Source organism: Marinobacter sp. (genome assembly GCF_052091845.1).
Lineage (GTDB): Bacteria > Pseudomonadota > Gammaproteobacteria > Pseudomonadales > Oleiphilaceae > Marinobacter.
In genome coordinates, this window is record NZ_JBQDCO010000016.1 from 39,179 (window position 1) to 61,452 (window position 22,274).

At 55.6% G+C, this 22,274-nt stretch carries 23 protein-coding genes and 2 pseudogenes; 14 read left to right on the top strand and 11 right to left on the bottom strand.

Features of this window, described 5'->3' with window-relative positions:
• The first annotated feature begins 1 nt into the window (after position 1).
• The 3 genes from ACTHYN_RS07280 (at position 2) to ribA (ending at position 2,264) form a co-directional block, all read left to right on the top strand.
• Positions 2–979: a Nudix family hydrolase gene (locus tag ACTHYN_RS07280; protein ID WP_441811797.1), complete on the top strand. Its 978-nt coding sequence runs from the start codon at positions 2–4 to the stop codon at positions 977–979.
• 114 nt (positions 980–1,093) lie between these two features.
• Positions 1,094–1,576 carry a cyclic pyranopterin monophosphate synthase MoaC gene (moaC, locus tag ACTHYN_RS07285; RefSeq protein ID WP_441811798.1) on the top strand — a complete coding sequence of 161 codons (483 nt, stop codon included), beginning with the start codon at positions 1,094–1,096 and terminating at the stop codon, positions 1,574–1,576.
• Between the two features lie 73 nt (positions 1,577–1,649).
• Positions 1,650–2,264, top strand: a complete 615-nt coding sequence (ribA, locus tag ACTHYN_RS07290) for a GTP cyclohydrolase II (RefSeq protein ID WP_441811799.1) — start codon at positions 1,650–1,652, stop codon at positions 2,262–2,264.
• Positions 2,265–2,346: 82 nt separating this feature from the next.
• Here ribA and dxs read toward each other — a convergent pair whose 3' ends face one another.
• The 4 genes from dxs to ACTHYN_RS07310 all read right to left on the bottom strand — a co-directional run bounded on the left by dxs (position 2,347) and on the right by ACTHYN_RS07310 (position 6,403).
• Positions 2,347–4,278, bottom strand: coding sequence for a 1-deoxy-D-xylulose-5-phosphate synthase (gene dxs, locus ACTHYN_RS07295; protein ID WP_441811800.1), 1,932 nt, complete (start codon positions 4,276–4,278; stop codon positions 2,347–2,349).
• Between the two features lie 145 nt (positions 4,279–4,423).
• Positions 4,424–5,320 carry a polyprenyl synthetase family protein gene (locus ACTHYN_RS07300; protein WP_441811801.1) on the bottom strand — a complete coding sequence of 299 codons (897 nt, stop codon included), beginning with the start codon at positions 5,318–5,320 and terminating at the stop codon, positions 4,424–4,426.
• Positions 5,320–5,574, bottom strand: coding sequence for an exodeoxyribonuclease VII small subunit (locus ACTHYN_RS07305; RefSeq protein ID WP_441811802.1), 255 nt, complete (start codon positions 5,572–5,574; stop codon positions 5,320–5,322). The genes ACTHYN_RS07300 and ACTHYN_RS07305 overlap by 1 nt, the downstream gene beginning before the upstream one ends.
• 55 nt (positions 5,575–5,629) lie before the next feature.
• Complete coding sequence (locus tag ACTHYN_RS07310; RefSeq protein ID WP_441811803.1) at positions 5,630–6,403, bottom strand: NRDE family protein; 774 nt, start codon at positions 6,401–6,403, stop codon at positions 5,630–5,632.
• A gap of 104 nt (positions 6,404–6,507) precedes the next feature.
• Here ACTHYN_RS07310 and ACTHYN_RS07315 point away from each other — a divergent pair, with 104 nt between their 5' ends.
• From ACTHYN_RS07315 to ACTHYN_RS07330, 4 genes are all read left to right on the top strand, one after another.
• On the top strand, positions 6,508–7,305 hold the full coding sequence (locus ACTHYN_RS07315) for a sulfite exporter TauE/SafE family protein (RefSeq protein ID WP_441811804.1): 798 nt from the start codon (positions 6,508–6,510) through the stop codon (positions 7,303–7,305).
• 10 nt (positions 7,306–7,315) lie between these two features.
• Positions 7,316–8,104, top strand: a complete 789-nt coding sequence (lgt, locus tag ACTHYN_RS07320; protein WP_441811805.1) for a prolipoprotein diacylglyceryl transferase — start codon at positions 7,316–7,318, stop codon at positions 8,102–8,104.
• Positions 8,101–8,940 carry a thymidylate synthase gene (locus ACTHYN_RS07325; RefSeq protein ID WP_441811806.1) on the top strand — a complete coding sequence of 280 codons (840 nt, stop codon included), beginning with the start codon at positions 8,101–8,103 and terminating at the stop codon, positions 8,938–8,940. The genes lgt and ACTHYN_RS07325 overlap by 4 nt, the downstream gene beginning before the upstream one ends.
• Before the next feature lie 65 nt (positions 8,941–9,005).
• Complete coding sequence (locus tag ACTHYN_RS07330) at positions 9,006–9,521, top strand: dihydrofolate reductase (protein ID WP_441811807.1); 516 nt, start codon at positions 9,006–9,008, stop codon at positions 9,519–9,521.
• Here the strand turns inward: ACTHYN_RS07330 and ACTHYN_RS07335 are convergent.
• The gene (locus tag ACTHYN_RS07335) at positions 9,500–11,014 is read right to left on the bottom strand and encodes a DEAD/DEAH box helicase (protein ID WP_441811808.1); all 1,515 of its coding nucleotides are present in this window, start codon (positions 11,012–11,014) and stop codon (positions 9,500–9,502) included. The genes ACTHYN_RS07330 and ACTHYN_RS07335 overlap by 22 nt on opposite strands.
• Before the next feature lie 199 nt (positions 11,015–11,213).
• Here ACTHYN_RS07335 and ACTHYN_RS07340 point away from each other — a divergent pair, with 199 nt between their 5' ends.
• Entirely contained in the window at positions 11,214–12,002 is a 789-nt protein-coding gene (locus ACTHYN_RS07340; protein WP_441811809.1) for an acyl-CoA thioesterase, read from the top strand.
• Positions 12,003–12,046: 44 nt separating this feature from the next.
• On the opposite strand, the gene ACTHYN_RS07345 is transcribed toward ACTHYN_RS07340, so the two are convergent.
• The gene (locus tag ACTHYN_RS07345) at positions 12,047–12,946 is read right to left on the bottom strand and encodes a haloalkane dehalogenase (protein ID WP_441811810.1); all 900 of its coding nucleotides are present in this window, start codon (positions 12,944–12,946) and stop codon (positions 12,047–12,049) included.
• Positions 12,947–13,091: 145 nt separating this feature from the next.
• On the bottom strand, positions 13,092–13,445 hold the full coding sequence (locus ACTHYN_RS07350; RefSeq protein ID WP_441811819.1) for a hypothetical protein: 354 nt from the start codon (positions 13,443–13,445) through the stop codon (positions 13,092–13,094).
• 113 nt (positions 13,446–13,558) lie between these two features.
• Here ACTHYN_RS07350 and ACTHYN_RS07355 point away from each other — a divergent pair, with 113 nt between their 5' ends.
• Together ACTHYN_RS07355 and ACTHYN_RS07360 are read left to right on the top strand one after the other, a co-directional pair.
• Entirely contained in the window at positions 13,559–14,638 is a 1,080-nt protein-coding gene (locus ACTHYN_RS07355; RefSeq protein ID WP_441811811.1) for an AI-2E family transporter, read from the top strand.
• Positions 14,639–14,761: 123 nt separating this feature from the next.
• The gene (locus tag ACTHYN_RS07360) at positions 14,762–15,157 is read left to right on the top strand and encodes a peptidoglycan-binding domain-containing protein (RefSeq protein ID WP_441811820.1); all 396 of its coding nucleotides are present in this window, start codon (positions 14,762–14,764) and stop codon (positions 15,155–15,157) included.
• Positions 15,158–15,162: 5 nt separating this feature from the next.
• Here the strand turns inward: ACTHYN_RS07360 and ACTHYN_RS07365 are convergent.
• A pseudogene (locus ACTHYN_RS07365) lies at positions 15,163–15,258 on the bottom strand (hypothetical protein); the annotation flags it as partial.
• A gap of 73 nt (positions 15,259–15,331) precedes the next feature.
• Between ACTHYN_RS07365 and ACTHYN_RS07370 the strand changes: the two are divergent.
• Positions 15,332–16,588 (top strand): HDOD domain-containing protein, encoded by a 1,257-nt coding sequence (locus ACTHYN_RS07370; protein ID WP_441811812.1) that lies wholly within the window; start codon positions 15,332–15,334, stop codon positions 16,586–16,588.
• Between the two features lie 5 nt (positions 16,589–16,593).
• On the opposite strand, the gene ACTHYN_RS07375 is transcribed toward ACTHYN_RS07370, so the two are convergent.
• The 3 genes from ACTHYN_RS07375 to ACTHYN_RS07385 are packed head-to-tail and all read right to left on the bottom strand — an operon-like array spanning position 16,594 to position 20,053.
• The gene (locus tag ACTHYN_RS07375) at positions 16,594–18,045 is read right to left on the bottom strand and encodes a bifunctional DedA family/phosphatase PAP2 family protein (protein ID WP_441811813.1); all 1,452 of its coding nucleotides are present in this window, start codon (positions 18,043–18,045) and stop codon (positions 16,594–16,596) included.
• The gene (locus ACTHYN_RS07380; protein WP_441811814.1) at positions 18,042–19,040 is read right to left on the bottom strand and encodes a GGDEF domain-containing protein; all 999 of its coding nucleotides are present in this window, start codon (positions 19,038–19,040) and stop codon (positions 18,042–18,044) included. The genes ACTHYN_RS07375 and ACTHYN_RS07380 overlap by 4 nt, the downstream gene beginning before the upstream one ends.
• Positions 19,037–20,053: a GGDEF domain-containing protein gene (locus tag ACTHYN_RS07385; RefSeq protein ID WP_441811815.1), complete on the bottom strand. Its 1,017-nt coding sequence runs from the start codon at positions 20,051–20,053 to the stop codon at positions 19,037–19,039. Before ACTHYN_RS07385 ends, ACTHYN_RS07380 begins: the two co-directional genes overlap by 4 nt.
• A gap of 134 nt (positions 20,054–20,187) precedes the next feature.
• Between ACTHYN_RS07385 and ACTHYN_RS07390 the strand changes: the two genes are divergently transcribed.
• The 3 genes and pseudogenes from ACTHYN_RS07390 to ACTHYN_RS07400 all read left to right on the top strand — a co-directional run.
• Positions 20,188–21,444, top strand: coding sequence for a glutamate-5-semialdehyde dehydrogenase (locus ACTHYN_RS07390; RefSeq protein ID WP_441811816.1), 1,257 nt, complete (start codon positions 20,188–20,190; stop codon positions 21,442–21,444).
• Between the two features lie 5 nt (positions 21,445–21,449).
• Complete coding sequence (gene nadD / locus ACTHYN_RS07395) at positions 21,450–22,100, top strand: nicotinate-nucleotide adenylyltransferase (protein ID WP_441811821.1); 651 nt, start codon at positions 21,450–21,452, stop codon at positions 22,098–22,100.
• Between the two features lie 68 nt (positions 22,101–22,168).
• A pseudogene (locus ACTHYN_RS07400) lies at positions 22,169–22,274 on the top strand (ribosome silencing factor); the annotation flags it as partial.

Below are 22,274 nucleotides of genomic sequence, written 5' to 3' on the forward strand. Positions count from 1 at the left end.
TATGACGACAGCAAAAGCGAACGTTCGGGAAATCCATGTAGCAGTCGGAGTGATTGTTCGGGAGGGGCGGGTCCTTATTGCCCGCAGGCCGGACCATGTTCACCAGGGAGGCATGCTTGAGTTCCCCGGTGGCAAGGTCGAGCCCGAAGAAACTGTGCAGGCTGCGCTGGTCCGTGAAATTGCCGAGGAGACCGGGCTGCAGATACCGGTGGAATCCCTGCACCCGGTCATTGGTATTCGCCATGATTACGGCGATAAGCGGGTGTTTCTGGATGTTTGGAGAACAGAGCAGGCCCAGGGTGAAGCCCATGGCCTTGAGGGGCAGCCCGTAGAATGGATGAGCCCGGAAAACCTGCGGGATGAAGATTTTCCCGCGGCTAACCGCCCCATTATCCAGGCATTGCAGTTACCTTTTTTTCTGGCGATAACCGGTGGCATAAATACCAGCGAAATAGGTCTCAAGCAGCTACAAAAGGCACTTTCCAGCGCAGCAACGGGTGAGAAGGTCAGGTTGGTGCTGTTAAGAGCACCGGGTATGGCTAAAGCGGATTATGATTTTTTGGCCGAGGCTGCATTAGATGTTTGCGAGGCGGCCGGCGCTCAGCTTCTGGTTCATGGCTCGCTTGGGGTGTTTGATGATAACCCGGATGCAGCAGGGCTGCACTTGCCTTGGCATGAGGCGCAAAAGCTTGAGGCGAGGCCGGTGCCCGAGGGCGTCTTGTTGGGTGTTTCCTGCCACAACGCCAACGAAATAAATCACGCGGTCGCCATGGGTGCAGATTATGTGACCCTCGGGCCAGTGAAACCAACGGCTACCCACCCCGGAACAGCCGCCCTGGGTTGGGCGCAGTTTCGCGAGCTGGTCGCCTGTGCGCCAATCCCTGTGTTTGGGCTGGGTGGGCTGGAGCCAACCGACCTTGATGCTGTTCAACAGGCGGGTGGCCAGGGTGTGGCCGGCATCCGCTATTGGTGGCCATAAAGCTGAGAATGCTCAGACGAGCCGGTGGGCGCTTTTCGTATGCTCTGCGGTTCTGATTAGGGCGCAGTGCCAACTCTTTCACCACGGATTTGAATCTGATCTTCGGGAGACGACGTGAGTAAATTGACCCATCTTGATGAAAAAGGCGAAGCCCGCATGGTAGACGTTACGGATAAAACCGTAACGGAGCGCGAGGCCCGTGCCGAAGCACGGATTCACATGAACAAGGACACCCTCAGAATGATCACCGAAGGAGAGCATCCGAAAGGAGATGTTCTGGCCGTTGCGCGTATTGCAGGCATTATGGCGGCTAAAAAGACCCACGATCTGATCCCGTTGTGCCACGTGTTAAACCTCACCTCGGTGAAGGTAGAGCTTGCTCCGGGAGACGACGGCGCATCGGTGCACATATTAACCCGCTGCAAACTTTCGGGTCAGACAGGTGTTGAAATGGAAGCGTTAACGGCTGCCAGCGTGGCGGCCCTTACACTGTACGACATGTGTAAGGCTGTCGACAAGGGCATGGAAATAGGTAGCGTGCGCCTGCTGGAGAAAAAAGGTGGCCGCAGCGGGCACTGGAAGGCGGGCGAACATTAATATCGTTTCTGCACAGCGCGGCTGGCCATGGTAGAATACGCGCCCCCGATTTATTGAACCACGAGGAAACACTGTGGCTGTTCGTTACATCGAGACCTGCCGGTTGCCCACTCCATTCGGGGTGTTTGATATGCACGGCTTTGAAGAACCGGACACGGGAAAGGAGCATGTTGCCCTGACCCTGGGGTCGTTGGGCGGTGACGAACCCATGTTGGCCCGTACCCACTCCGAGTGTTTGACCGGCGATGCGCTATACAGCATGCGCTGCGATTGCGGTTATCAGCTTGAAGAAGCATTACGCAGCATTGCCCGTGAAGGGCGCGGTGTGTTGATGTATCTGCGCCAGGAAGGCCGTGGTATTGGTTTGCTCAATAAAATTCGTGCCTACAATCTGCAGGATCAGGGAGCGGATACGGTAGAAGCGAATGAGCGCCTTGGTTTTGCGGCAGATCTGCGTGATTACAGCATGTGCAAGGATATGCTGGAGCACCTGAACATTAAAAGCCTGCGTCTGATGACCAACAACCCTCGCAAAGTGAAGGCCCTGACCTCCTATGGTATCCAGATTGCTGAGCGTGTTCCCCTGACGGTGGGTCGAAACCCCCATAACGAGCATTACCTGAACACCAAACAGAGTAAGCTTGGACATTGGCTGGCGAACCACCAGGACGACGATCCCCGGCGTTGAGTTGCCATTCGGGCAGCTTGGCCTGGTGTTAAGGCGTAAAAAAGCCCGCTTGATGAAAGCGGGCTTTTGCCAAACAGAGCGTTTATTTAACCGCCTTCAGGCGCTGGCTTTGCAGTCTCTCCATGCGGGCACTGATGGCAGTGAATATGCCCCCGGTATCCAGCCCGCAGTCTTTGAGTAGTTCTTCGTGTTTACCGTGGTCAATGAATGTGTCTGGCAAACCCAGCTGAAGCACGGGCATGGAGACCTCCTGCCGGTTCAGGCATTCGGTAACAGAGCTCCCTGCGCCACCAGCGATAGCGTTCTCCTCCAGTGTAACCAGAAGCTCGTGCTGCTCTGCCAATTGAAGAACCAAAGCCTCATCGAGTGGTTTCACGAAGCGCATGTCAGCCAGGGTTGCATCCAGCCTCTCAGCCGCTTCCAGCGCCGGAGTCAGGAGGGTGCCGAAGTTGAGAATGGCGATGCGGCTGCCTTCGCGAACTTTGCGTCCTTTGCCGATTTCCAGGGGCCTAAGTTCTTGCTGAATTTCTGCTCCTGGCCCGGTGCCCCTTGGGTATCGCACGGCCGCAGGGCCTTCGAACAGCATGCCGGTATGGAGTAACTGGCGTGTTTCGTTTTCATCGGAGGGGGTCATCAGCACCATGTTCGGAATACAGCGCAAATAGCTGATATCAAAAGCCCCGGCGTGGGTCGAGCCGTCTTCGCCCACCAGGCCTGCCCGGTCGATGGCGAAAAGCACATCCAGGTTCTGGATGGCCACGTCGTGTATTAATTGATCATAGCCTCGCTGTAAAAACGTGGAGTAAATCGCTACCACCGGTTTTGCGCCGTCACAGGCCATGCCCGCGGCCAGCGTGACCGCATGCTGTTCCGCAATGGCCACATCAAAGTAGCGCTCCGGGAAGCGTTTGGAAAAAGTCAGCAGATCCGAGCCTTCGCACATAGCGGGAGTGATGGCGCTTACCCGCTCATCTTGCTCGGCCGCATCGCACAGCCATTGCCCGAATACATTTGCGTATTTTTGCTTTGCCGGTGCGTGTTTTACCGGCTCCGGCTTGCTGGCAGGCACGGGTTCAATCTTGTTGATGGCATGGTAGCCAATCGGGTCAGCTTCAGCCGGTGCAAAGCCCTTGCCCTTGGTGGTCACCACATGGAGAAACTGCGGGCCTTCCAGTTCACGGATGTTCTCAAGGGTTTCGACCAGCAGTGGCAGATCATGGCCGTCGATGGGGCCGATGTAATTGAATCCCAGCTCTTCGAAGAGCGTGCCGGGTGCAATCATGCCCTTGAAGTGTTCCTCGGTTTTTTTGGCCAGTGCCATCAGGTTTGGCGCGCCCTGAAGGACTTTTTTGCTGCTGTCACGCACCTGATTATAGGTGCGGCTGGAGAGCAGCTTGGCAAAATAATTAGACAAGCCGCCAACGTTGCGGGAAATCGACATGTCGTTGTCGTTCAGAATTACCAGCATGTTGGCATCCAGATGGCCGGCGTGGTTTAGTGCCTCAAATGCCATACCGGCTGTCATGGCGCCGTCACCTATCACCGCAATACTTTTGCGACCGGTGTTTTGTTGGCGGGCCGCTACGGCCATGCCCAGTGCTGCGCTGATAGAAGTACTGGAATGCCCCACACCAAAAGTGTCGTATTCGCTTTCTGCACGCTTGGGAAAGCCGGCGAGACCACCTTTGCGACGAATGCTGCCCATCTGCTTACGACGACCGGTGAGAATCTTGTGGGGGTAAGCCTGATGGCCAACATCCCACACCAGGCGGTCTTCTGGCGTATTGAAGACATAGTGCAGAGCCACGGTAAGCTCAAGCACGCCAAGCCCGGCCCCGAAGTGGCCACCGGTTTGCCCAACAGACCACAGCAGGAAGGCCCGCAACTCCCGGGCAAACTGAACCAGCTGGTCAGACGGCAACTCCCGCAACTGGGCGGGTACGTCAACCCTGTCCAGCAGCGGGGTGTTTGGCTGCTGTGCGGGGATTTCGTTAAAAATATACGTGTCCTGCATCTGCTAGGGTCTTTTCCGGTATTGTCGGTAACTGGCTGGCATTATAGGGGAACAGGGGCAGCTGTTTCACACATGCGGAGCCGTAGGTTACCAAAATGTATGTGTTCAGTGTGCGCTCTGGTGGCGCCAGGCTTCAATGAAAGACTTAATAAGTTCTTGCCACTACATAATCTGCCATGGCTCTCAAGGGGTCTGCTTCCGGCCCAAAGCCCTGTAAATTATCAAGCGCATCGCCGAGCAGAGCGGCCAGGTGCTCTCTTGCACCTGTCAGCCCAAGCAAAGCAGGGTAGGTCGGCTTGGCTTTGGCCAAATCAGAACCCTGGGGTTTGCCAATGATTGCTGTATCACCCTCAATGTCGAGCAGGTCATCCTGAACCTGAAAAGCCAACCCAAGAGCTCGAGCGTAACCCGTTAAGGAGGTGAGCGACTGTTCACTAACCCCGGGTACCGTCAGCGCGCCAATGCGCACACTGGCTTCAATCAGCGCACCGGTTTTGTGTCGATGCATGCGTTCCAGCTGAGCTAGAGACAGGTCTTTACCGACAGATTCCAGGTCGATAGCCTGGCCACCTACCATGCCGCCCTGGCCGCCTGCCCGGGCAAGGGTCTGAACCATTGCCAGTCGTGCAGGTGCGGCAATGCCCGGCGCTTCTGACAGCCATTCGAAAGCAAGCGCTTGCAGGGCGTCTCCGGCCAGAATGGCGGAGGCTTCGTCAAACGCTATGTGTACGGTTGGCCGGCCCCGACGCAGTTCGTCATTATCCATCGCGGGGAGGTCATCATGCACAAGCGAATAGGCATGCACCAGCTCTATGGCACAGGCGGGTACCAGTGCAGCGCTATTATTCTGCCCCAGTGCGCTTGCGGCGGCCAGGCACAGGGCCGGGCGGATGCGTTTCCCACCACCCAAAACGCTGTAGCGCATGGTTTCCTGGAGCCGTTCAGAGGCGGAGCCCAACGTGATGCGTCGATCCAGTTCGGCATCCACCTGGCTGCGGCAGGTTTCAAGAAAGTTCATGGTAGGCGAGGTTTCGTTATACATTAGCTGGCGTCATCCGGTGAAAACGGTCGGGTTTCCAGCGTGCCATCGTCGTTCTGAACCAGTTGCTCAACCCGCTGTTCCGCACTTTTCAGAGTTTGCTGGCAGGCACGGGTCAGTTTTACACCTCGTTCGAAGGCAGTCAGGGATTGCTCCAGGGACAACTCTCCCTGCTCCAGGTTACGAACCAGGGCTTCCAGCTCATCAAGAGACTTTTCAAAGTCGGCAATGGATGTGGCGTCTTGTTGACCGGCCATTGGTGGCCCTCCGATCGGGTGGACAAGTTTTGCGGATTATATCAGACGCTGAGCGCTATCGCTGCCAATGGAACTCCCGGAACTCGTCGGGACGGCCCTCGGGGGCCCAGCTTTGCTCAGTCACATGAATGTCGCCAGATTGAGACAGGCTTACAATGGTGGTTGCGCGAGTACCGTAGTCTGCACCGGTAATAAACGGCGATGAAAGAAAGCGCTCGGTATCACGATTTACACCAGTGTCGGGGAGCAGGTGGTCGGGTGCTGGCGTTGTATCCTGCAATAACTGAGTAAGATCGCTATGCAGAGACTGTGCGTCGCCCTGGGCTGATGTAACGGTGCGGCCCACGGCCTCCCGCAGACGCAAAAGCTTCGGCCATGGCGTTTGCAGCAGATGGTTGCTCAAGCCATACACGCCGCGGTGAATGCTGCGGCCCGGGCCGGCGTCGCGGTTGCTCACGTACCAGCCGGTGCTGTCGTCAAGGCTGATGAGATTGAACCCTGCGTATCGGCCGGGGTTATCTGCAAGGCTTTGTTGTAGCTGTGATGCTGGCTCTTTCAGAGCCCGAAGGGGAAGTTCACCCCGGCTCGCGTGGCCCGCTTCTGGCGTGCCTTCGCGAACATTGGTTACCGCTGTTACCTGGCCCCCGGGGGATATGGCCAGCCAGGTGCCGCCGGATTGCAGGTCTCTGCCTGACAATACCCGGTTACCGCTTTCGGTTGTCCACCAGTCCAGCGGCGTGGTAGGTCGGCGAAAAAACTCATCCCGGTTGGCGGCCACTACCAGCGGAAAACGGGGGCTCTGGCCAAGGGAAAATGCAATCAGGCACATGAGAGGTTGCTCTTTTAAGCTTAATGGGAGCACGGCTTCCTGGTGAAGTTGCCATGGTCGGTGTGTATCATACCAGCCTTGTTTTCTCGGGTGGGTGAGTGGCTATGTCTCTGGTAGCGGTATTTGCAATTTATCTGGCACTTGGAGCGTTTGCAGGCACTCTTGCCGGTTTGTTTGGTATTGGCGGTGGCCTCATCATCGTTTCAGTACTGATTTTCAGTTTTGGCTTGCAAGGCTTCAGCCCTGACGTAGCCGCACATATGGCGGTTGGCACGTCACTGGCAACCATTGTGTTCACCTCTTTGAGCTCTATCAAGGCGCACCAGGGGTATCGCGCTATCCGCTGGGATATCTTTCGGCCTATGACCCTGGGCATTGTTCTGGGCGCGTTTCTGGGGGCCTGGACAGCCGCGTTGCTAAGTGGGGCGGCACTGGAACTTATTATCGGTGTGTTCATCATATTGATCGGTCTCAAAATGCTGTTTGACGTAAAGCCGTCGCCAGGCCGCAGTGTTCCGGGTAAATCAGGCCTTGGCGTTGCCGGTGCAGGCATTGGTTGGGCGTCCGCGATATTTGGTATTGGCGGTGGCTCTCTGACCGTGCCTTTTCTCAGCTGGTGCAATATCCGTATGCAGCAGGCTGTGGGTACGTCTGCAGCCTGTGGCTTGCCCATTGCGGTTGCCGGGGCTATTGGCAACATCTGGGCTGGCTGGAATCATACTGACGTGCCGGAATACAGTTTGGGCTTTGTCTACATTCCGGCCCTGGTAGGCATCATTCTGACCAGTGTGCTGTTCGCTCGGGTCGGTGCCAATCTGGCGCACCGGCTCAACGCCAAGGTGCTGAAGCAGGTTTTCGCTGTCATGCTTCTGCTGGTAGGGCTTAATTTTCTTTTGAATTAAGGGGTTATTGATGCTTCAGCATCCTCAGATAGATCCGGTTGCCATTGCGGTCGGGCCGCTCAAGATTCACTGGTACGGCCTTACCTATCTGGTAGGGTTTCTGGCTGGCTGGTGGTTGGGCCGGCTGCGCGCTCGCAAGCCCTGGTCTCCGATCACCGAAGAGCAGATGGGAGATGTTCTGTTTTATCTCGCGCTTGGGGTTATTCTGGGCGGGCGCTTTGGTTACGTCATTTTCTACAACTTTGATGCCTTTTTGGCAGATCCGCTTTGGCTTTTGCGAGTATGGGAGGGTGGTATGTCCTTCCACGGTGGGCTCCTGGGCGTTATGTTTGCCATGTGGTGGTACGGTCGAAAAATAGGAACCGGGTTCTGGCGTCTTGCAGATTTTGTTGCGCCGTTAGTGCCGATAGGCCTTGGTGCCGGGCGGATTGGCAACTTCATTAATGGGGAGCTTTGGGGCAAGCCCACGGATTTACCTTGGGGTATGGTTTTCCGCCAGGCCCCGGATGCCCTGGCGCGCCACCCGTCCCAGCTTTATCAGTTTGCTCTGGAAGGCGTACTGTTCTTTGTGATTTTATGGTGGTTTTCAGCCAAACCGCGTCCGAGGATGGCGGTATCCGGCTTGTTTCTGGTTTGCTACGGTATTTTCCGGTTTCTGGTAGAATTTGTGCGTCAGCCAGATGCTCAACTGGGTTATCTGGCCTTTGACTGGCTTACCATGGGGCAGGTGCTTTCCTTCCCGATGATCCTTGCGGGCGCTGTCCTGATGTTTATTGCTTACCGGAGAACTGCGGAATGAAAGCCTACCTCGATTTGATGCGCGACGTGGTCGACAATGGTTTCGACAAAGGGGACCGCACAGGTGTGGGCACTCGCTCCGTGTTCGGACGCCAGATCCGTTTTAATTTGCAGGATGGTTTTCCGCTGGTCACCACCAAAAAAGTGCATCTGCGCAGCATTATTTATGAATTGCTCTGGTTCCTGAAGGGCTCCACCGACAACAACTGGCTGAAAGAACGTAAAGTCTCTATCTGGAATGCGTGGGCGCTGGAAAACGGCGACCTCGGGCCGATCTATGGTAAACAGTGGCGTAGCTGGCAGTGCCCGGATGGTCGGGTGGTGGATCAGATCAGCGAAGTCATCCATCAGATTCGCAACAAACCAAACTCCCGCCGCCTGATTGTCTCAGCCTGGAACCCCGCAGAGCTCCCGGACGAATCGATTGGCCCTCAAGAAAATGCTGAGAAGGGCCTTATGGCGCTGGCGCCCTGTCACTGTTTGTTCCAGTTCTATGTGCTTGACGGCAAACTTTCCTGCCAGCTGTATCAGCGCAGCGCAGATTTGATGCTCGGCGTGCCGTTCAACATCGCATCCTATGCATTACTAACCCACATGATCGCCCAGCAGTGTGATCTGGACGTTGGTGAGTTTGTACATACCTTCGGTGATTGCCATCTGTACCAGAACCACCTGACCGGCGACATAGTGTTCGAGCAGCTAAAGCGTGAGCCAAGAGCGTTGCCAACACTGGCTATCCAGCGTAAGCCAGACTCAATCTTTGACTATGAATTGGAAGATTTCGAATTCGAGGGTTATGACCCTTATCCCGCTATCAAAGCGCCTATCGCTATTTAGTACTTGCAGGCCTATATCACAATTTGCCCGAATCCTTGTAGCCTCCGAATCAAAGGAATCCCAGCATGCGTAAAGCCCTCATAGTCGCCATGTCCCGAAACCGGGTAATCGGCAAAAACAATAACCTGCCCTGGTACCTGCCCGGCGACCTGAAATATTTCAAGCAAGCCACCATGGGCAAGCCCATCATCATGGGCCGGAAAACCTGGGATTCTATTGGCAGACCATTGCCCGGCCGGATGAACGTCGTTATTTCCCGGGACGCAGGCCGGGAAGCGCCCGCTGGAACCGTGGCTACAACATCACTGAAAGACGCCTTGGTAAAAGCCGAAGCCCAGGCCGAACTGGATGGTGGTGACGAAGTGATGATTATCGGGGGAGGGCAAATCTATACCGAAGCGCTACCCATGGTAGACCGCATCTACATTACGCAGGTGCACGCCGAAGTGGATGGCGATGCGTATTTTCCGGAAGTGAATTGGGACGAGTGGGAAGAAATCGGACGGGAGGATTTCTCCGCGTCCGATAACAACCCTTACGACTACAGTTTCGTGGTCTATCAGCGCTTTGCGTCTGATTGACGGGGAGGCCGCTTGCCGGCTGGCTTGCCACCTTTGCCGGGTGGTTTTCCGCCCGGGCCGCCACGGCCTTTTTTGAAGCCGCCCTTTGGCGGGCCTTTGCGGAAATTGCCGGGCTTGCCACCCTTGCGATCACGGCGCGGTGGCGGTGTTGCAGAAACAACAGGCAGGGCTTCAGGCTGCTCTAGCGGCATCACCCCCGGCTGAGACGCTTCCATCCAGCAGGCCAGAGCGCCGGCAACCATGGCAATATCCATTTCGTTGCGCTCGGCAATGTCATCCAGAAGCGCCATAGCCTTGGCCAGCTTCTTGTCTTCGGCAAACTCCATTAGCTGGGTCTCAAACTGCTGTTCGCGCATTTTTTTCAATTCAATGGGCGTCGGCAGTTCGTAGCCTTCCATGGGGGAGTTGGTGGCCCGCTCAAGGGTGCGCAGCCAGCTTCTTTCCCGGGGTGTTACCAGCAAAATAGCTTTGCCAGTGCGCCCTGCGCGGCCAGTACGGCCGACACGGTGAATGTAAGCTTCCGAATCGTAGGGAACGTCGTAGTTAATGACGTGGGTGATTCTGGGTACGTCCAGGCCGCGTGCGGCTACGTCGGTGGCCACAATGATGTCTTTTTTGCCTCGCTTCAGATCCTCAACGGTCTGCTCGCGCTGGCGCTGGTTCAAATCACCATTCAAAGGGGCAACCGCGTGCCCGCGGGCACTGATTTTTTCCGCCAGAAGTGTGGTTTCTGCTTTTGTGCGTACGAAGATAATGGCCGCTTCAAAAGGCTCTACTTCCAGAATGCGGGTTAGAGCATCCAGCTTGCGCTCTGCATACACCGGCAATACAAACTGGGAAATGCGCTCGACTGTGCGGGTTTCACTCTGAATTTTTACTTCAGTCGCATCGCTGAGATAGGTTTGCGCCACTTTCTTAATCTGTGGCGGCATGGTTGCAGAGAAGAGCGCACGCTGACAGTCAGCCGGTGTTTGGGCAAGAATAGCTTCTACGTCGTCAATAAAGCCCATGCGCAGCATTTCATCTGCTTCGTCCAACACCAGGGCCTTCAGGTTTCCCAGCTTGAGCGTGCCTTTGCGAAGGTGGTCGAGCATGCGACCAGGGGTGCCGACAATAACCTGGGCACCACGTTTCAGGCCTTTGATCTGCGGGTAAAAATCCTGACCACCGTAGATCGGTAAAACATGAAAATGACGGAATTTTGAAGCATAGGAGGTAAATGCTTCCGCAACCTGAATAGCCAGCTCCCGCGTAGGTGCAAGAACCAGTATCTGAGGCTCACTTACCGTTGCGTCAACTCGACTCAGCAGTGGTAGAGCAAAGGCCGCGGTTTTACCCGTGCCGGTCTGGGCAACGCCCAGTAGATGTTTGCCAGCGAGCAGCGCGGGAATGCACTGGGCCTGGATGGGCGTTGGGGTTTCGTAGCCTATAGCGGAAACAGCTTCCAGTACGGCTGGATCAAGCCCCAGTTCGGCAAAGGACAATTCTGACATTGATTTACTCGGAATTCGGAAGGTAGAGCATCGCCCGGGCAATGCATTATGTGAGGATATTATAACCGCTTTTTGCTTACTTTAATACGTAAAATCTTTGGTGCCCTGTAGGTAATTGCCGGGGAACTGCCATTGCGTTACCTGGGTGTTTTGGGCAATCTTTCTGTTTTCACCGATAGGTTGCTAACAGGAAGGCAATATGACCTTTGATGAACTCATTACCGCTGGCCGTGCCAGCAAGGAACTGACAATGCCTGCGGCCTGGTCTCAGGGGCGTGCGACATTTGGCGGTTTGGTGACGGCACTGCTGTTTGATCGTATGGAGCGTATGGTTTCCGAAAACAGGCCCATGCGTTCTATGAATGTGTCATTTGTGGGGCCGGTAGAGCCTGATGTGCCAGCTGTTTTTGATGCGCAGGTTCTGCGAGAAGGCCGCTCTGTTAGCCAGCTGGAAGGCCGCATTTTGCAAAATGGAGAGCCCAGGCTGGTGTGTTTGGCGGGGTTTGCCGGTGATCGGGAGTCGGCTGTCAAGGTTGAGGGAGCAGTTGCGCCGGAGGCAAAACCTGTGGATCAGTGTCAGGGGCTGCCTTTTATTGAAGGGTTAACTCCGGGTTTTATAAATTATATCGAGATGCGCTGGGCATACGGTAACCTGCCCTTTACTGGCGGAACCGGGCGTGAGATGGGTGGATGGGTACGCTTTCGGGAGGTGCCTGAGGTATTAACAGATGCACATATCGTAGCGCTGGTGGATGCATGGCCGGCGCCGGTTCTCCAGCACTTTAAATCGGCCGTGCCTGCCAGTTCACTGACCTGGATGCTAGACATCGTGCACCCAAGGCCGCCCCTGGAGGCTGATGACTGGCTGCTGTATAAGTCCAGGATTGATCAGGCAGGCAATGGCTATTGCCATTACGATGCAGAAATCTGGACGCCCCGGGGGGAATTGCTGGCCATCAGCCGTCAGGCCGTCACGGTATTCGGATAATAAAGCCAAAGGCGCCCGAATGAATGCTCAAAAAAGCTGGCGGCCTAGGCCGCCAGTTCTGCTTTCAGAGCATCAATGATAATTTGCGCGAAGTCTTCCGGGGAGTCTTCCTGCAGAAAGTGCCCCCCGCGCAAAATAATATGCGGTTGCCCCAGTGCGCCGGGAACGCGGCGTTGCATGTAACGGTCGCCCCCGCGGGTTATCGGGTCGCCGTTGCTAAAACAGGTAATAAATGGCTTGCGCCACTGCCCTAGTACCTCCCAGGCAGCTTTGTTGGCGCTGCTTGCCGGATCATCCGGGGAAACAGGCACCAGCTTGGGAAAAGCCCGAGCGCCAGCCTTGTAGTCTGCAGAGGGGAAGGGCGCCTCGTAGGCTGCCAGTTCATGCTTGTTCAGGGTTCGTTCAGTACCCAGTTGCACGATGCGACCAACGGGAAACCAGGGGCTATGCATCGCAAACGCCTTCCATACGCTGAAGGCCGCAGGTGCACGGGTTTCACCGGTGGGCAGCATGCCATTGCCAACAATAATGCGCTGGAATCTGTCGGGGTGCTCGGCCGCAAGTCGCAGGCCCAGAAGCGAACCCCAGTTTTGGCAAACCAGAGTGATATTACGGAGGTCCAGGGCCTCCAGCCAATGGGTCAGCCATGCAATGTGGCGGTTATAGCTGTAGTCGTCTATCGATGCAGGCTTATCGGATTTTCCAAAGCCCACAAGATCCGGTGCCAACACACGGTGTCCCGCAGTGGTGACAAGTGGAATCATGTGGCGGTATAGATACGACCACGACGGTTCACCATGGAGCATTAGAACGGGCGATGTGTCGGCTGGGCCTTCGTCCACATAGTGCATCCGAAGTCCAGGCTCGACATCTAAATAGTGAGGTGTAAAAGGGTAGTCCGGAAGACCCGCGAAGCGGTCATCGTCGGTTCTCAGAATACGCATGCCATCGACTGTCCTAACTGATTGGTTGCGTGATTGTTACGGATTGGCCGTTTCCGGAACCGTTACAACAATCTTCAGGCTCTAGGATAGGTCAGTTCGCAACTTGCTGTGTTTGAGTTGCGTAACAGAGCGTAGTAGCTTTGAATCAGGGCCTGTCCAAATCGGCATTGGGTTTGCGGTTGGAACGTTTATCTTCCCAGCTGAGATTCTTGGGGTCGTACCAGCCGATGGCGTTGAGCACCTTTTCCCGGGTTGCTTCAGACAGCGTTGGCCAGAGCTCCTGAAAGCCATCCAACCCTTGGTCTCGCAACCGTTGTTGCTTACTTTGAAGGCGGTTGATAATCCTTGGCAGTTGCAAGGCTTCACCTAGTTGCCCCGGTACCCAAACCTCTTGACCCATGACTTTTCGACAATGAGTTCTGGCGGCCAGTACCCGGCTCAGTTCCGCTGCAGCGCTCAGGGCAGTGTCTGTTGTAAAGGTTTCCAGTTCCAACGCCATCGCCTGTTTAATAGTTGAGCAATAACTTCCCACTATAACCTGAAGCATACGCCAGTGGCCATGCGAGCGTGTTAGGCTACAGTGCGACTGAATTCGACCGGGAAAGTGGAATTATGTACCCAAAACTTGAGACACGAACCTTTCTTGCCATGCTGGTGGGAGTATCTTTGGCTTTTGTGCTTCTCATGAAGCCTTTTTTCGGACCCATTTTCTGGGCTATCGCCATTGCACTGATTTTTCATCCGTTTCAGATGTTTTTGGTACGTCGGCTTGGTGAGCGGCCAAACATAAATGCGCTGATTACCTTAACGGTCTGCATGCTGATTGTGGTGATTCCTGTGCTGGTGTTGGTGACGTCGCTGGCGGCTGAAGGTGTGGGCATTTATCAGAAAATTCAGGATGGCGAAATAAAGCCTGGTGAGTATATAGATCAGGTAAACAGGTCTTTCCCGGCTATACAGTCTTTCCTGGCACAGTTTGATATTAGTTTTAGTGAAATTCGTGATCGGGTGGTCAGCCTGTTTGTGGGCGGTAGCCAGTTTCTTGCCAAGCAAGCGATTGGCGTTGGCCAAAATACCTTCCAGTTTTTTCTCGGGCTGGCGCTTATGGTGTATCTGGCGTTCTTCCTGTTGCGCGATGGTAACAAGTTGATTGATTTGATGATTCGCGCACTTCCCCTTGGCGATGAACGCGAGCGCCTGCTGTTTGCCAAGTTTGCCGAAGTAACCCGGGCAACGGTAAAAGGTAATCTGCTGATTGCCATTATTCAGGGCGCATTGGGTGGCATCATTTTTTGGATTCTTGGCATTGGCGGGGCGTTGTTGTGGGGGGTGGTTATGGCCATCTTTTCACTGTTGCCGGCAATAGGTGCAGCGCTGGTGTGGGTGCCGGCTGCGATTTATCTGGCTGCTGTGGGCAATACCGTTCCGGCCATAGTGCTCACTCTATTCGGCCTGGTGGTGATAGGGCTTGCAGATAACTTGCTACGCCCCATTCTGGTTGGCCGGGATACCCGGCTGCCCGATTATATTGTGCTGCTATCTACCCTGGGTGGCATCGCAATGTTTGGTATTAATGGGTTTGTAATGGGGCCGCTGGTTGCCGCTTTGTTTATGGCATTTTGGGGGATTTTTATTCGGGAGTTTAGTGAGGAGTCGCAAAAAGTCGCTGATAAAGATGTTGATGTCGATTAAGGCGATATGAGACAAAAATATGCTAGGCTTTTATCGATCCGCCCCAGCCTGTGGAGATGGGCGCCACACAACAAGAAAGAAACGGATATCGCAGAGATATCAGGAGTAGAACAGGTGAGCATCATGAAAAACGCGTTTACTCATACGGGCCGTTTAGCTCTCGCAGTCGGCACAGTAGCTGTCATGGGTTTCGCGCCCGCCGCTTTTGCCGATGAATCGGTTGCGCTCAAGAATGCCTTGTATGGCGCCGGGTATAATATTACCAGTGTTAGCTCCGGTATGGACGATGCCACCCGGTCAGAACTGTCTCGTTTTCAGGAAGACAATGGGCTTCAGGCTAACGGCATTCTGGATGAACCAACCAAAAAAGCACTGGGTATGATCAGCGTTCAGGTTGCGGCCGCCGCGCCTGCCTCCAAACCGGAAAAAGCCCAGGCTGCTGTAACCAGCAAACCCGAGCCTGTTGAGGAAGAAGCCGTTGAGGAAGAAGAGGACGACGGCGGTTGGTCGTTCTTCTGATCAGCTCAGCCTGGTTTCTCCAAATCCCTGACGGCGCCCTTATCCGCGCTGGTGGCTAGTAGCGCATAAGCTTTCAGGGCTGAAGATACCGCCCGAACCCGGGCCTTGCCCTCAAACTACAATCGTTAACAGATGCCACACTTCACCGCCCGGAGCCGACAGAGGAGGCTGCCTATGGCTAGCCAGGAAGGCCTGCCGCTACGCCGCTTGAAAGCATTTCAGCCGCTGAACCGTTTGACTGACGAGCAGTTGGTGTTGCTTGCCAGTCGTGCCGAGCGCAGGGTTCACGGTCCGGGTCAGCGTGTGTTGGAACGGGGTGTGCGCGATGGGTTGGACTATTTTCTGGTCACCGGAAAGGTCGAACTGGAATCGGTGGATGGCCGCACCTCTGTGGTTGAAGCCGAGACTGAAAAAGCATTGAACCCTATCGCCAGGCTGCAACCAAGAATGTACGACGTGATAGCGGTAAAGTCATGCGAGTTTCTGGTGGTGGAGCAGGATGTGCTCAATCAGCTTCTGCGGGCCGCGCCGGTCGCCCAGGTGGAGATGGATTCCGGGGAGGGGCACGATGGTGGCGAGAGCGAAGAACATCACCTGTTAATGGAGTTTTACGCAGAGCTTCGCTCCAATCAGCTCAAACTGCCCAGTGTGCCGGATGTGGCCTGGGAAGTGCGGCGCATGGCCGATAAAGACGATTCCACCGCCGACCAGGTGGCCAGTGCGATATCGGCTGATCCGGCCATGGCAGCCAAGTTGGTACGTGCCTGCAACAGCCCGCTTTACCGGGGCTTCAGCGATGTGCGTAATGTCCGTGAGTCGGTTATTCGGCTGGGCATGCGAACGACCCGCCAGTTGGTGACCGTATTCTCGCTGCGGGAAGTGTTCAAAAGCCGGCACCCGTCGTTACAAAAAGAGATGGAAAAACTTTGGCGACACTCCCGTGAAGTGGCGGCCCTTTGCTGGGTGTTAGCAGACCATGCAACCCGCCTGAACCCTGAGGAAGCGCTGTTGGCGGGCCTGCTTCACGATATTGGCGTAGTGCCGGTTCTTGTGCAGGCAGAACACCACGTAAATCTGTTTGCCGATGACACCAACCTGCAAAATGCCATCCGCGAGCTCCGGGCAGATGTCGGCATTGCTGTGTTGGAAAACTGGACGTTCCCGCCCGCGTTTGTGGATGCGGTAAGACACGCAGAAAACTGGAGTTTTGAGAGCCGGGAGGTGGAGCCACAGCTGGTGGATGTTGTGATCGTGGCGCAACTTCACGCCATGATTGGTTCCAACCAGAATCAGGGCTTGCCACCATTTGACCAGGTGCCGGCTTATCGCAGGCTGGGCAACCTGGAGTTAAACGCATCCCGCAGTCTGGAGGTTCTGACCAAAGCGCGGGCGCGGGTGGATGAGGTGCAGGGGTTGCTGTCTATTCGGTGAGGGCGTCAAAGGGTGGATGCGTAGTGTTGCACGGCATCCGACCACATCACCCAGATGTAACCGCAAACGAAAGCAAGCCAGCCCAAGCCAGCCGAAATAGTCAGCACGTCCGGGGCAAGGGGCACGCGGTCAAACCGGCTAAAGCTGGCTCTTGTAGCGCCAGTTATTGCGAGCCCCAGCAGTAGCCCCCCTACAATATCGCTGAACCAGTGTACGCCCAGATAAAGCCTGCTTATGGCTACCGGAATCAGTGGTATGGACAACATAATATAGGTCTTCCAGCGCTCGCGGTTGTGGCTTTCTGCTGCCACAAAGCTGGCTAGCAGCGTGACAAATACCGTAATGCCGGTCGTATGTCCGCTGGGAAAGGAGCCAGACGTGGGCGGGTTGAACACCTGGTCCGGGCGTGCAATTCCGGTGGCTGATTTGAGCCCCCACACTAATATTATGGTGGCAATAGCTGCCAGCGCAATGTGTACCGCAGCAGCGTAGTGGCCTCGAAACGCCAGTGTCAGGCAAGCCAATACAGCGGCGGCAGTGAGAACCGGCGGGTCGCCCAGCAGTGTGGCGGCGATAGCTGGCGCATCGAGCAACGGCTGACGCAGATCACCGAACCACTGCATAGCCAATTGATCAAACAGCTCAATTGCCTGTGTCATGGTCACCAGTTGACCCCAAAGCACAAATAGCGCCAAGGCCCCAAATGCCAGCATCAATGAGGCCAGCGGAAACTCGCCTTCCTCTGCCGGCCGTTCGTTGGTGTATAGCCGCCAAAAGTGGTGAGTGGTTTCATACTGCGCCATTTTTTGCTGCAGCCAGTGATAAAGGCGACCGTTGCCGCCAAGGCCCAGCTGAAAGCGAAGCATAACCAGATATATTGCCGCCAGTGTCGCCAAGCTTGTGCCGGTGACCAGGTATACGTGGGCGGGAGGCTGCACATCGCTTGTCAGAGCCCCGCCCACCAGGTATCCGGGCAACATATAAACCAGTGCCCAGCCGACGGCAGATCCTATATTGAATGCGAGGAAACGACGCCAGGGCATGAGTAGTGCCCCCGCAATCATAGGTATGACCGGCCGGAGTGGCCCAACGAACCGGCCGATAATCACGCTTTTCCCACCGTGCTGCCGAAAGAAGCCTTCTGCTTTGTAGATCTGTTCCGGGTAGCGGCTCAATGGCCATACGCTGGTGAGCCGGCCCTGAAAAATCCGGCCAAGGGCAAAGCTCAACACATCACCGGCTATCGCGCCCAGGCCGGCCCAGATTAGCACGGTCATAAGCGGCATGCCGGTTTGGGCGGCCATTACCGAAATGGTAAAGAGGAGCGCGACGCCGGGTACGATAATGCCTGCAATCGCTAAGGATTCCGTAAAAGCGGTGCTGAATATGGCCAACGCCAACCACCCGGGGTTGGCACTTAGCCATGCGGTCAGGTCCGCAAGCCAGTCGCTGCTCATGTTCGGAGGGTTTCTTCCGGGCTGAACCAGGCAGAATCGGCACCGCGGCGGCGGGCTTCAAGCATGGCCTGATGAGCACGATCACGCAGAGTGTCGGTGCGGGTGTCGTGACTGCCCCGGGTTGTGCAGCCCAGGCTTACCGTTGCTTTACCGGTTACCGGCCATTGATGTTCAGAGATCGTGCGGCGTATACGCTCGGCGATTACGCGCACCCCCTCTTCTGGCGTAAATGGCAAGATCAGGAAAAACTCTGAGTCATTCAGTGTGTACAGGGTGTCGCCGGCACGAATAACCCCGAACAGGTGTTGAGTCATGCTGCAAAATAACGTTTGCATACCTGGTTGGCCGTGGAGATCGGCTGCTTCGTCGGCGTGATCTATGGTGAGGTTGATCACCGAGAGGCAATGGCCTGTGGCAATGGCCCGGCTGATTTCCTTTTGCAGCGTCTCATCCAGAAAACGGGCGTTGTGAGCCCCGGTAACCGGGTCGGTAATAGCCAGGTCTTCGGCAGACTGTGCCATATGGTCGTAGTGCCATATGTAAAGCCCGGCAACGATGAGCACGATGAATAACCCGCTAACAGCCGTTAGAGCCTCCATGGCAGGCAATTTAACAAAAAGCAGAATCGCCATGGGTGCTATCAAGAGAAGGGATAGCGTAAGTGCTTGGCGTAGCCGTAATACCAACAGGTTCAGCACCAGTAGCGGCATGGCCCAGTGGGTAATGCCGGTATTGCCCATTGTTAGCATGGCCGCCAAAAGGCCGCTGTTCAGGCCCGACAGGATAACAAGGTGACCAGGAGCAGAAAGTTGGTGCCTGCGGCTAAGAAGTGTGTAGGCAATACCGGCAATAGTCAGAACTGCCAGCCCGGCAGCCAGGTAAAAAAGCTCATAAAAACCATAGCGAAGGTTTTGCAGGGCCAGAGTAAAAATAAACAGCGTGGCCAAACCGTAGCCCACGCTGTGTGTCCAGGTTCTCAGCCTTGTTTCTGTCATGGCGCAGATCCTTCCGCATGTCGCTGGATTGGGGGCGTTATCGGCGACCAGGCGCTGTAGGCCTGGGTTCGGTTGCCACCTTGTTGCTGCGCCCGGCGCAGGGCGTTGGCTGCGCTTTGTTGCAGGCTGTCGGCGTCATCGCCGATGTTCAGCCCGGCGAGACCGGTGCTTACCGTAAGGTTCATGCCGTGGGTGTCGAGCAGAGTGCCAAGACCCTTGCGGATGGCTTCGGCCCGGGTGAGGGCGTTGTGAGTGGCTATCCCCGGCAAAATCACCAAAAACTGCAGATCAGCAGCCCGGTAGTAGGTGTCGAAATCGCGTATCTGGGAATGCAGAAACCGGCCGATTCTGGGCAGAATTGAACGAATATCTGCGTCGGGTTCGTTGTCGCTGGCGTGGGCATCAAGTCCGATCATAATGATGGACATATCGGTACCCTCTCGCTCGCTGCGCTGGATTTCCTTGTGCAGGTCTGCCGACAAATACTCGCGGCTTGCGGCTTGAGTGAGCTCGTCTGTGCGCCTCAGGGGGGCCAGTTGACGAGCTTTGTATTCACGCAAAAAAATCAGCACAGCAGACAGGAAAATGGTCAGCATAAAGGCACTGATCATTTGATGTCGGTCAGCAATGCCTTCTGCCCCCTGGGCAGCGGCCATGGAGAGCACCACCATAACCACAGTTATCGCGGTAGCTATGCCGCGGGGTGCTAACGCAAATGCAACCAGCACTATGCCGTAGAGCCAGTAACTGAGTGCCCATGGACCAGTCCAAAAACTGGTTATTAACAAAAGTACCAGCGCCGTAAAAAAAAGCTTTTGCAGGGTGGGCCATGGATTGCTCCCGCGCCCCGGGTGAAAGCGACGCCCGCAGACAATGATGCCGGCGGCAGCGGCAGCACAGGCCGCGGTGAGCGGTTCTCCAAATAGCGCACACAAAACGGCAATGCCTACAAAAATAGCAAAGCTGGCGTGTGATAGCCGGTTGAGCAAAAAGTTGTCGGCCGTTTGGGCCATGATATGTGTCCTTTTCCGGGGTTCCCGTTGTACCTTCGCGCTATAATATCTGTTTGGGGTGCGTACTTGAAACGGGAAAGGTAAGGTTAGGTTCTTATTCCTGAATTTTGGCAGAAAATACATAAGGTAAAGGGATGGATATTGCAGTTTATATGACCCAGGTTGGGCAGCAGGCCAGGGCTGCGGCAACACTCGTCGCCCGGTCGACTACAGAGGTGCGCAATCGAGCCCTGCTAGCCACGGCTGACGCGCTGGATGCTGCGCGTAGTGAATTGGCAGAGGCCAATGCCCGTGATCTTGCCGGTGGGCAAGAGTGCGGGCTGGATGCAGCCATGCTGGATCGGCTTGAGCTCACACCTGCGCGGGTTGACGCCATGATTGAAGGGCTTCGCCAGGTAGCCTCCTTGCCCGACCCCATAGGTGCGATTACCGACATGACCTATCGTCCGTCTGGTATTCAGGTGGGGAAAATGCGCGTGCCTCTGGGTGTGATCGGTATTATTTACGAGTCTCGTCCGAATGTAACAGTTGAGGCTGCAAGCCTTTGCCTGAAGTCCGGCAATGCGGCTATTTTGCGCGGCGGCTCGGAATCCATTCATTCAAACCAGGCTATTTCCCGGTGCCTGGCCCGCGGGCTGGCCGAAGCAGGTTTGCCGGAAACGGCCGTTCAGGTTATCGAAACCACCGATCGTGCGGCGGTGGGTGAGCTGATCACCATGCCCGATTATGTGGATGTTATTGTGCCCAGAGGCGGCAAGGGGTTGATTGAGCGTATCAGCCGGGACGCGCGAGTACCGGTTATCAAGCACCTTGATGGCGTGTGCCATGTGTATATCGACAGTCACGCCGACCCGGAAAAGGCTTTAAACGTAGCAATCAATGCCAAAACGCACCGCTATGGCACTTGCAACACCATGGAAACCTTGCTGATTGATAAGGAAGTTGCCGCTGATATGCTGCCGTTACTGGGCCCGGCTTTTGCCGAAAAACATGTGGAACTGCGAGGCTGTGAGCAGACCCGACAGATTCTTGCAGATATAAAAGCCGCCACAGACGCAGACTGGCAGGAAGAGTATCTGGCGCCTGTGCTGGCTATTCGTGTGGTAGATGGGCTGGATAGCGCGATAGCGCATATTAACCGTTACAGCTCTCAGCATACTGACAGCATCATCACAGAAAATTACACCCGCGCCCGCCGTTTTATCACAGAAGTGGATTCAAGCTCGGTGATGGTGAACGCCTCCACTCGTTTTGCCGATGGCTTTGAGTATGGCCTGGGCGCAGAAATTGGCATTTCCACCGACAAGATACACGCTCGCGGGCCGGTTGGGCTTGAGGGGCTTACGTCACAAAAATACGTAGTGTTTGGTGACGGACACGTTCGGGCCTGATGCCAATGCATGTTATTTATGGCGGCACCTTCGACCCTCTACACCATGGCCACTTACGCCTGGCTCTGGAGGTTAGTGAGCGACTTGGAAATACACCGGTTAACTTTGTGCCCTGCCATATTCCCCCACACCGGGGTGAAACTGGCGCAACGTCTGCGCAACGATTGCGCTTGCTGGAGCTGGCGATAGCAGGTGAACCCCGGTTGCGCATTGATGACCGTGAGCTGCGCCGGGAAGGCGCATCTTATACGGCCGACACATTACGCCAGTTGCGCAATGAGCTGGGCGCAAAGACGCCGTTGGTAATGATTGTCGGCACAGACGCTTTTGCCAGCTTTGATCGCTGGCGTGAATGGCAGCAAATACCAGGCCTTGCGCACATTGTTGTGGTGCGCCGGCCAGGTACCGCCTTGGCCCCGGAAAGTGAGGCTGCCAGGCTGCTGGAGAGTCGCGCCGTGGCGAGTGCTGAAGCCTTGCGGGCACGGGCGTCGGGGCTGGCTCTTGAACTGGATCCGCCATGGCTGGATATTTCTGCAACCGGCATTCGCGAGCGCCTTGGCAGTGGTCGTTCGGCCCGTTATTTGGTTCCCGATACGGTCTTGACAGAAATTCAGAGAATGGGGCTTTACGGGGCATGCCCTGCGGACAACTTTTAGTGCTATAATCGCAAAATTATGACATTTCGGGTGGCCATTCCGGCCGGCACTCGAACAACAGGGTAATTATGCAGGCAGAGCAACTCAAAAATCTGATAGTAAATGCACTTGAAGATGTAAAAGCACAGGACGTCAGTGTTGTTGACGTACGGGATCGCACCAGCGTTACCGATT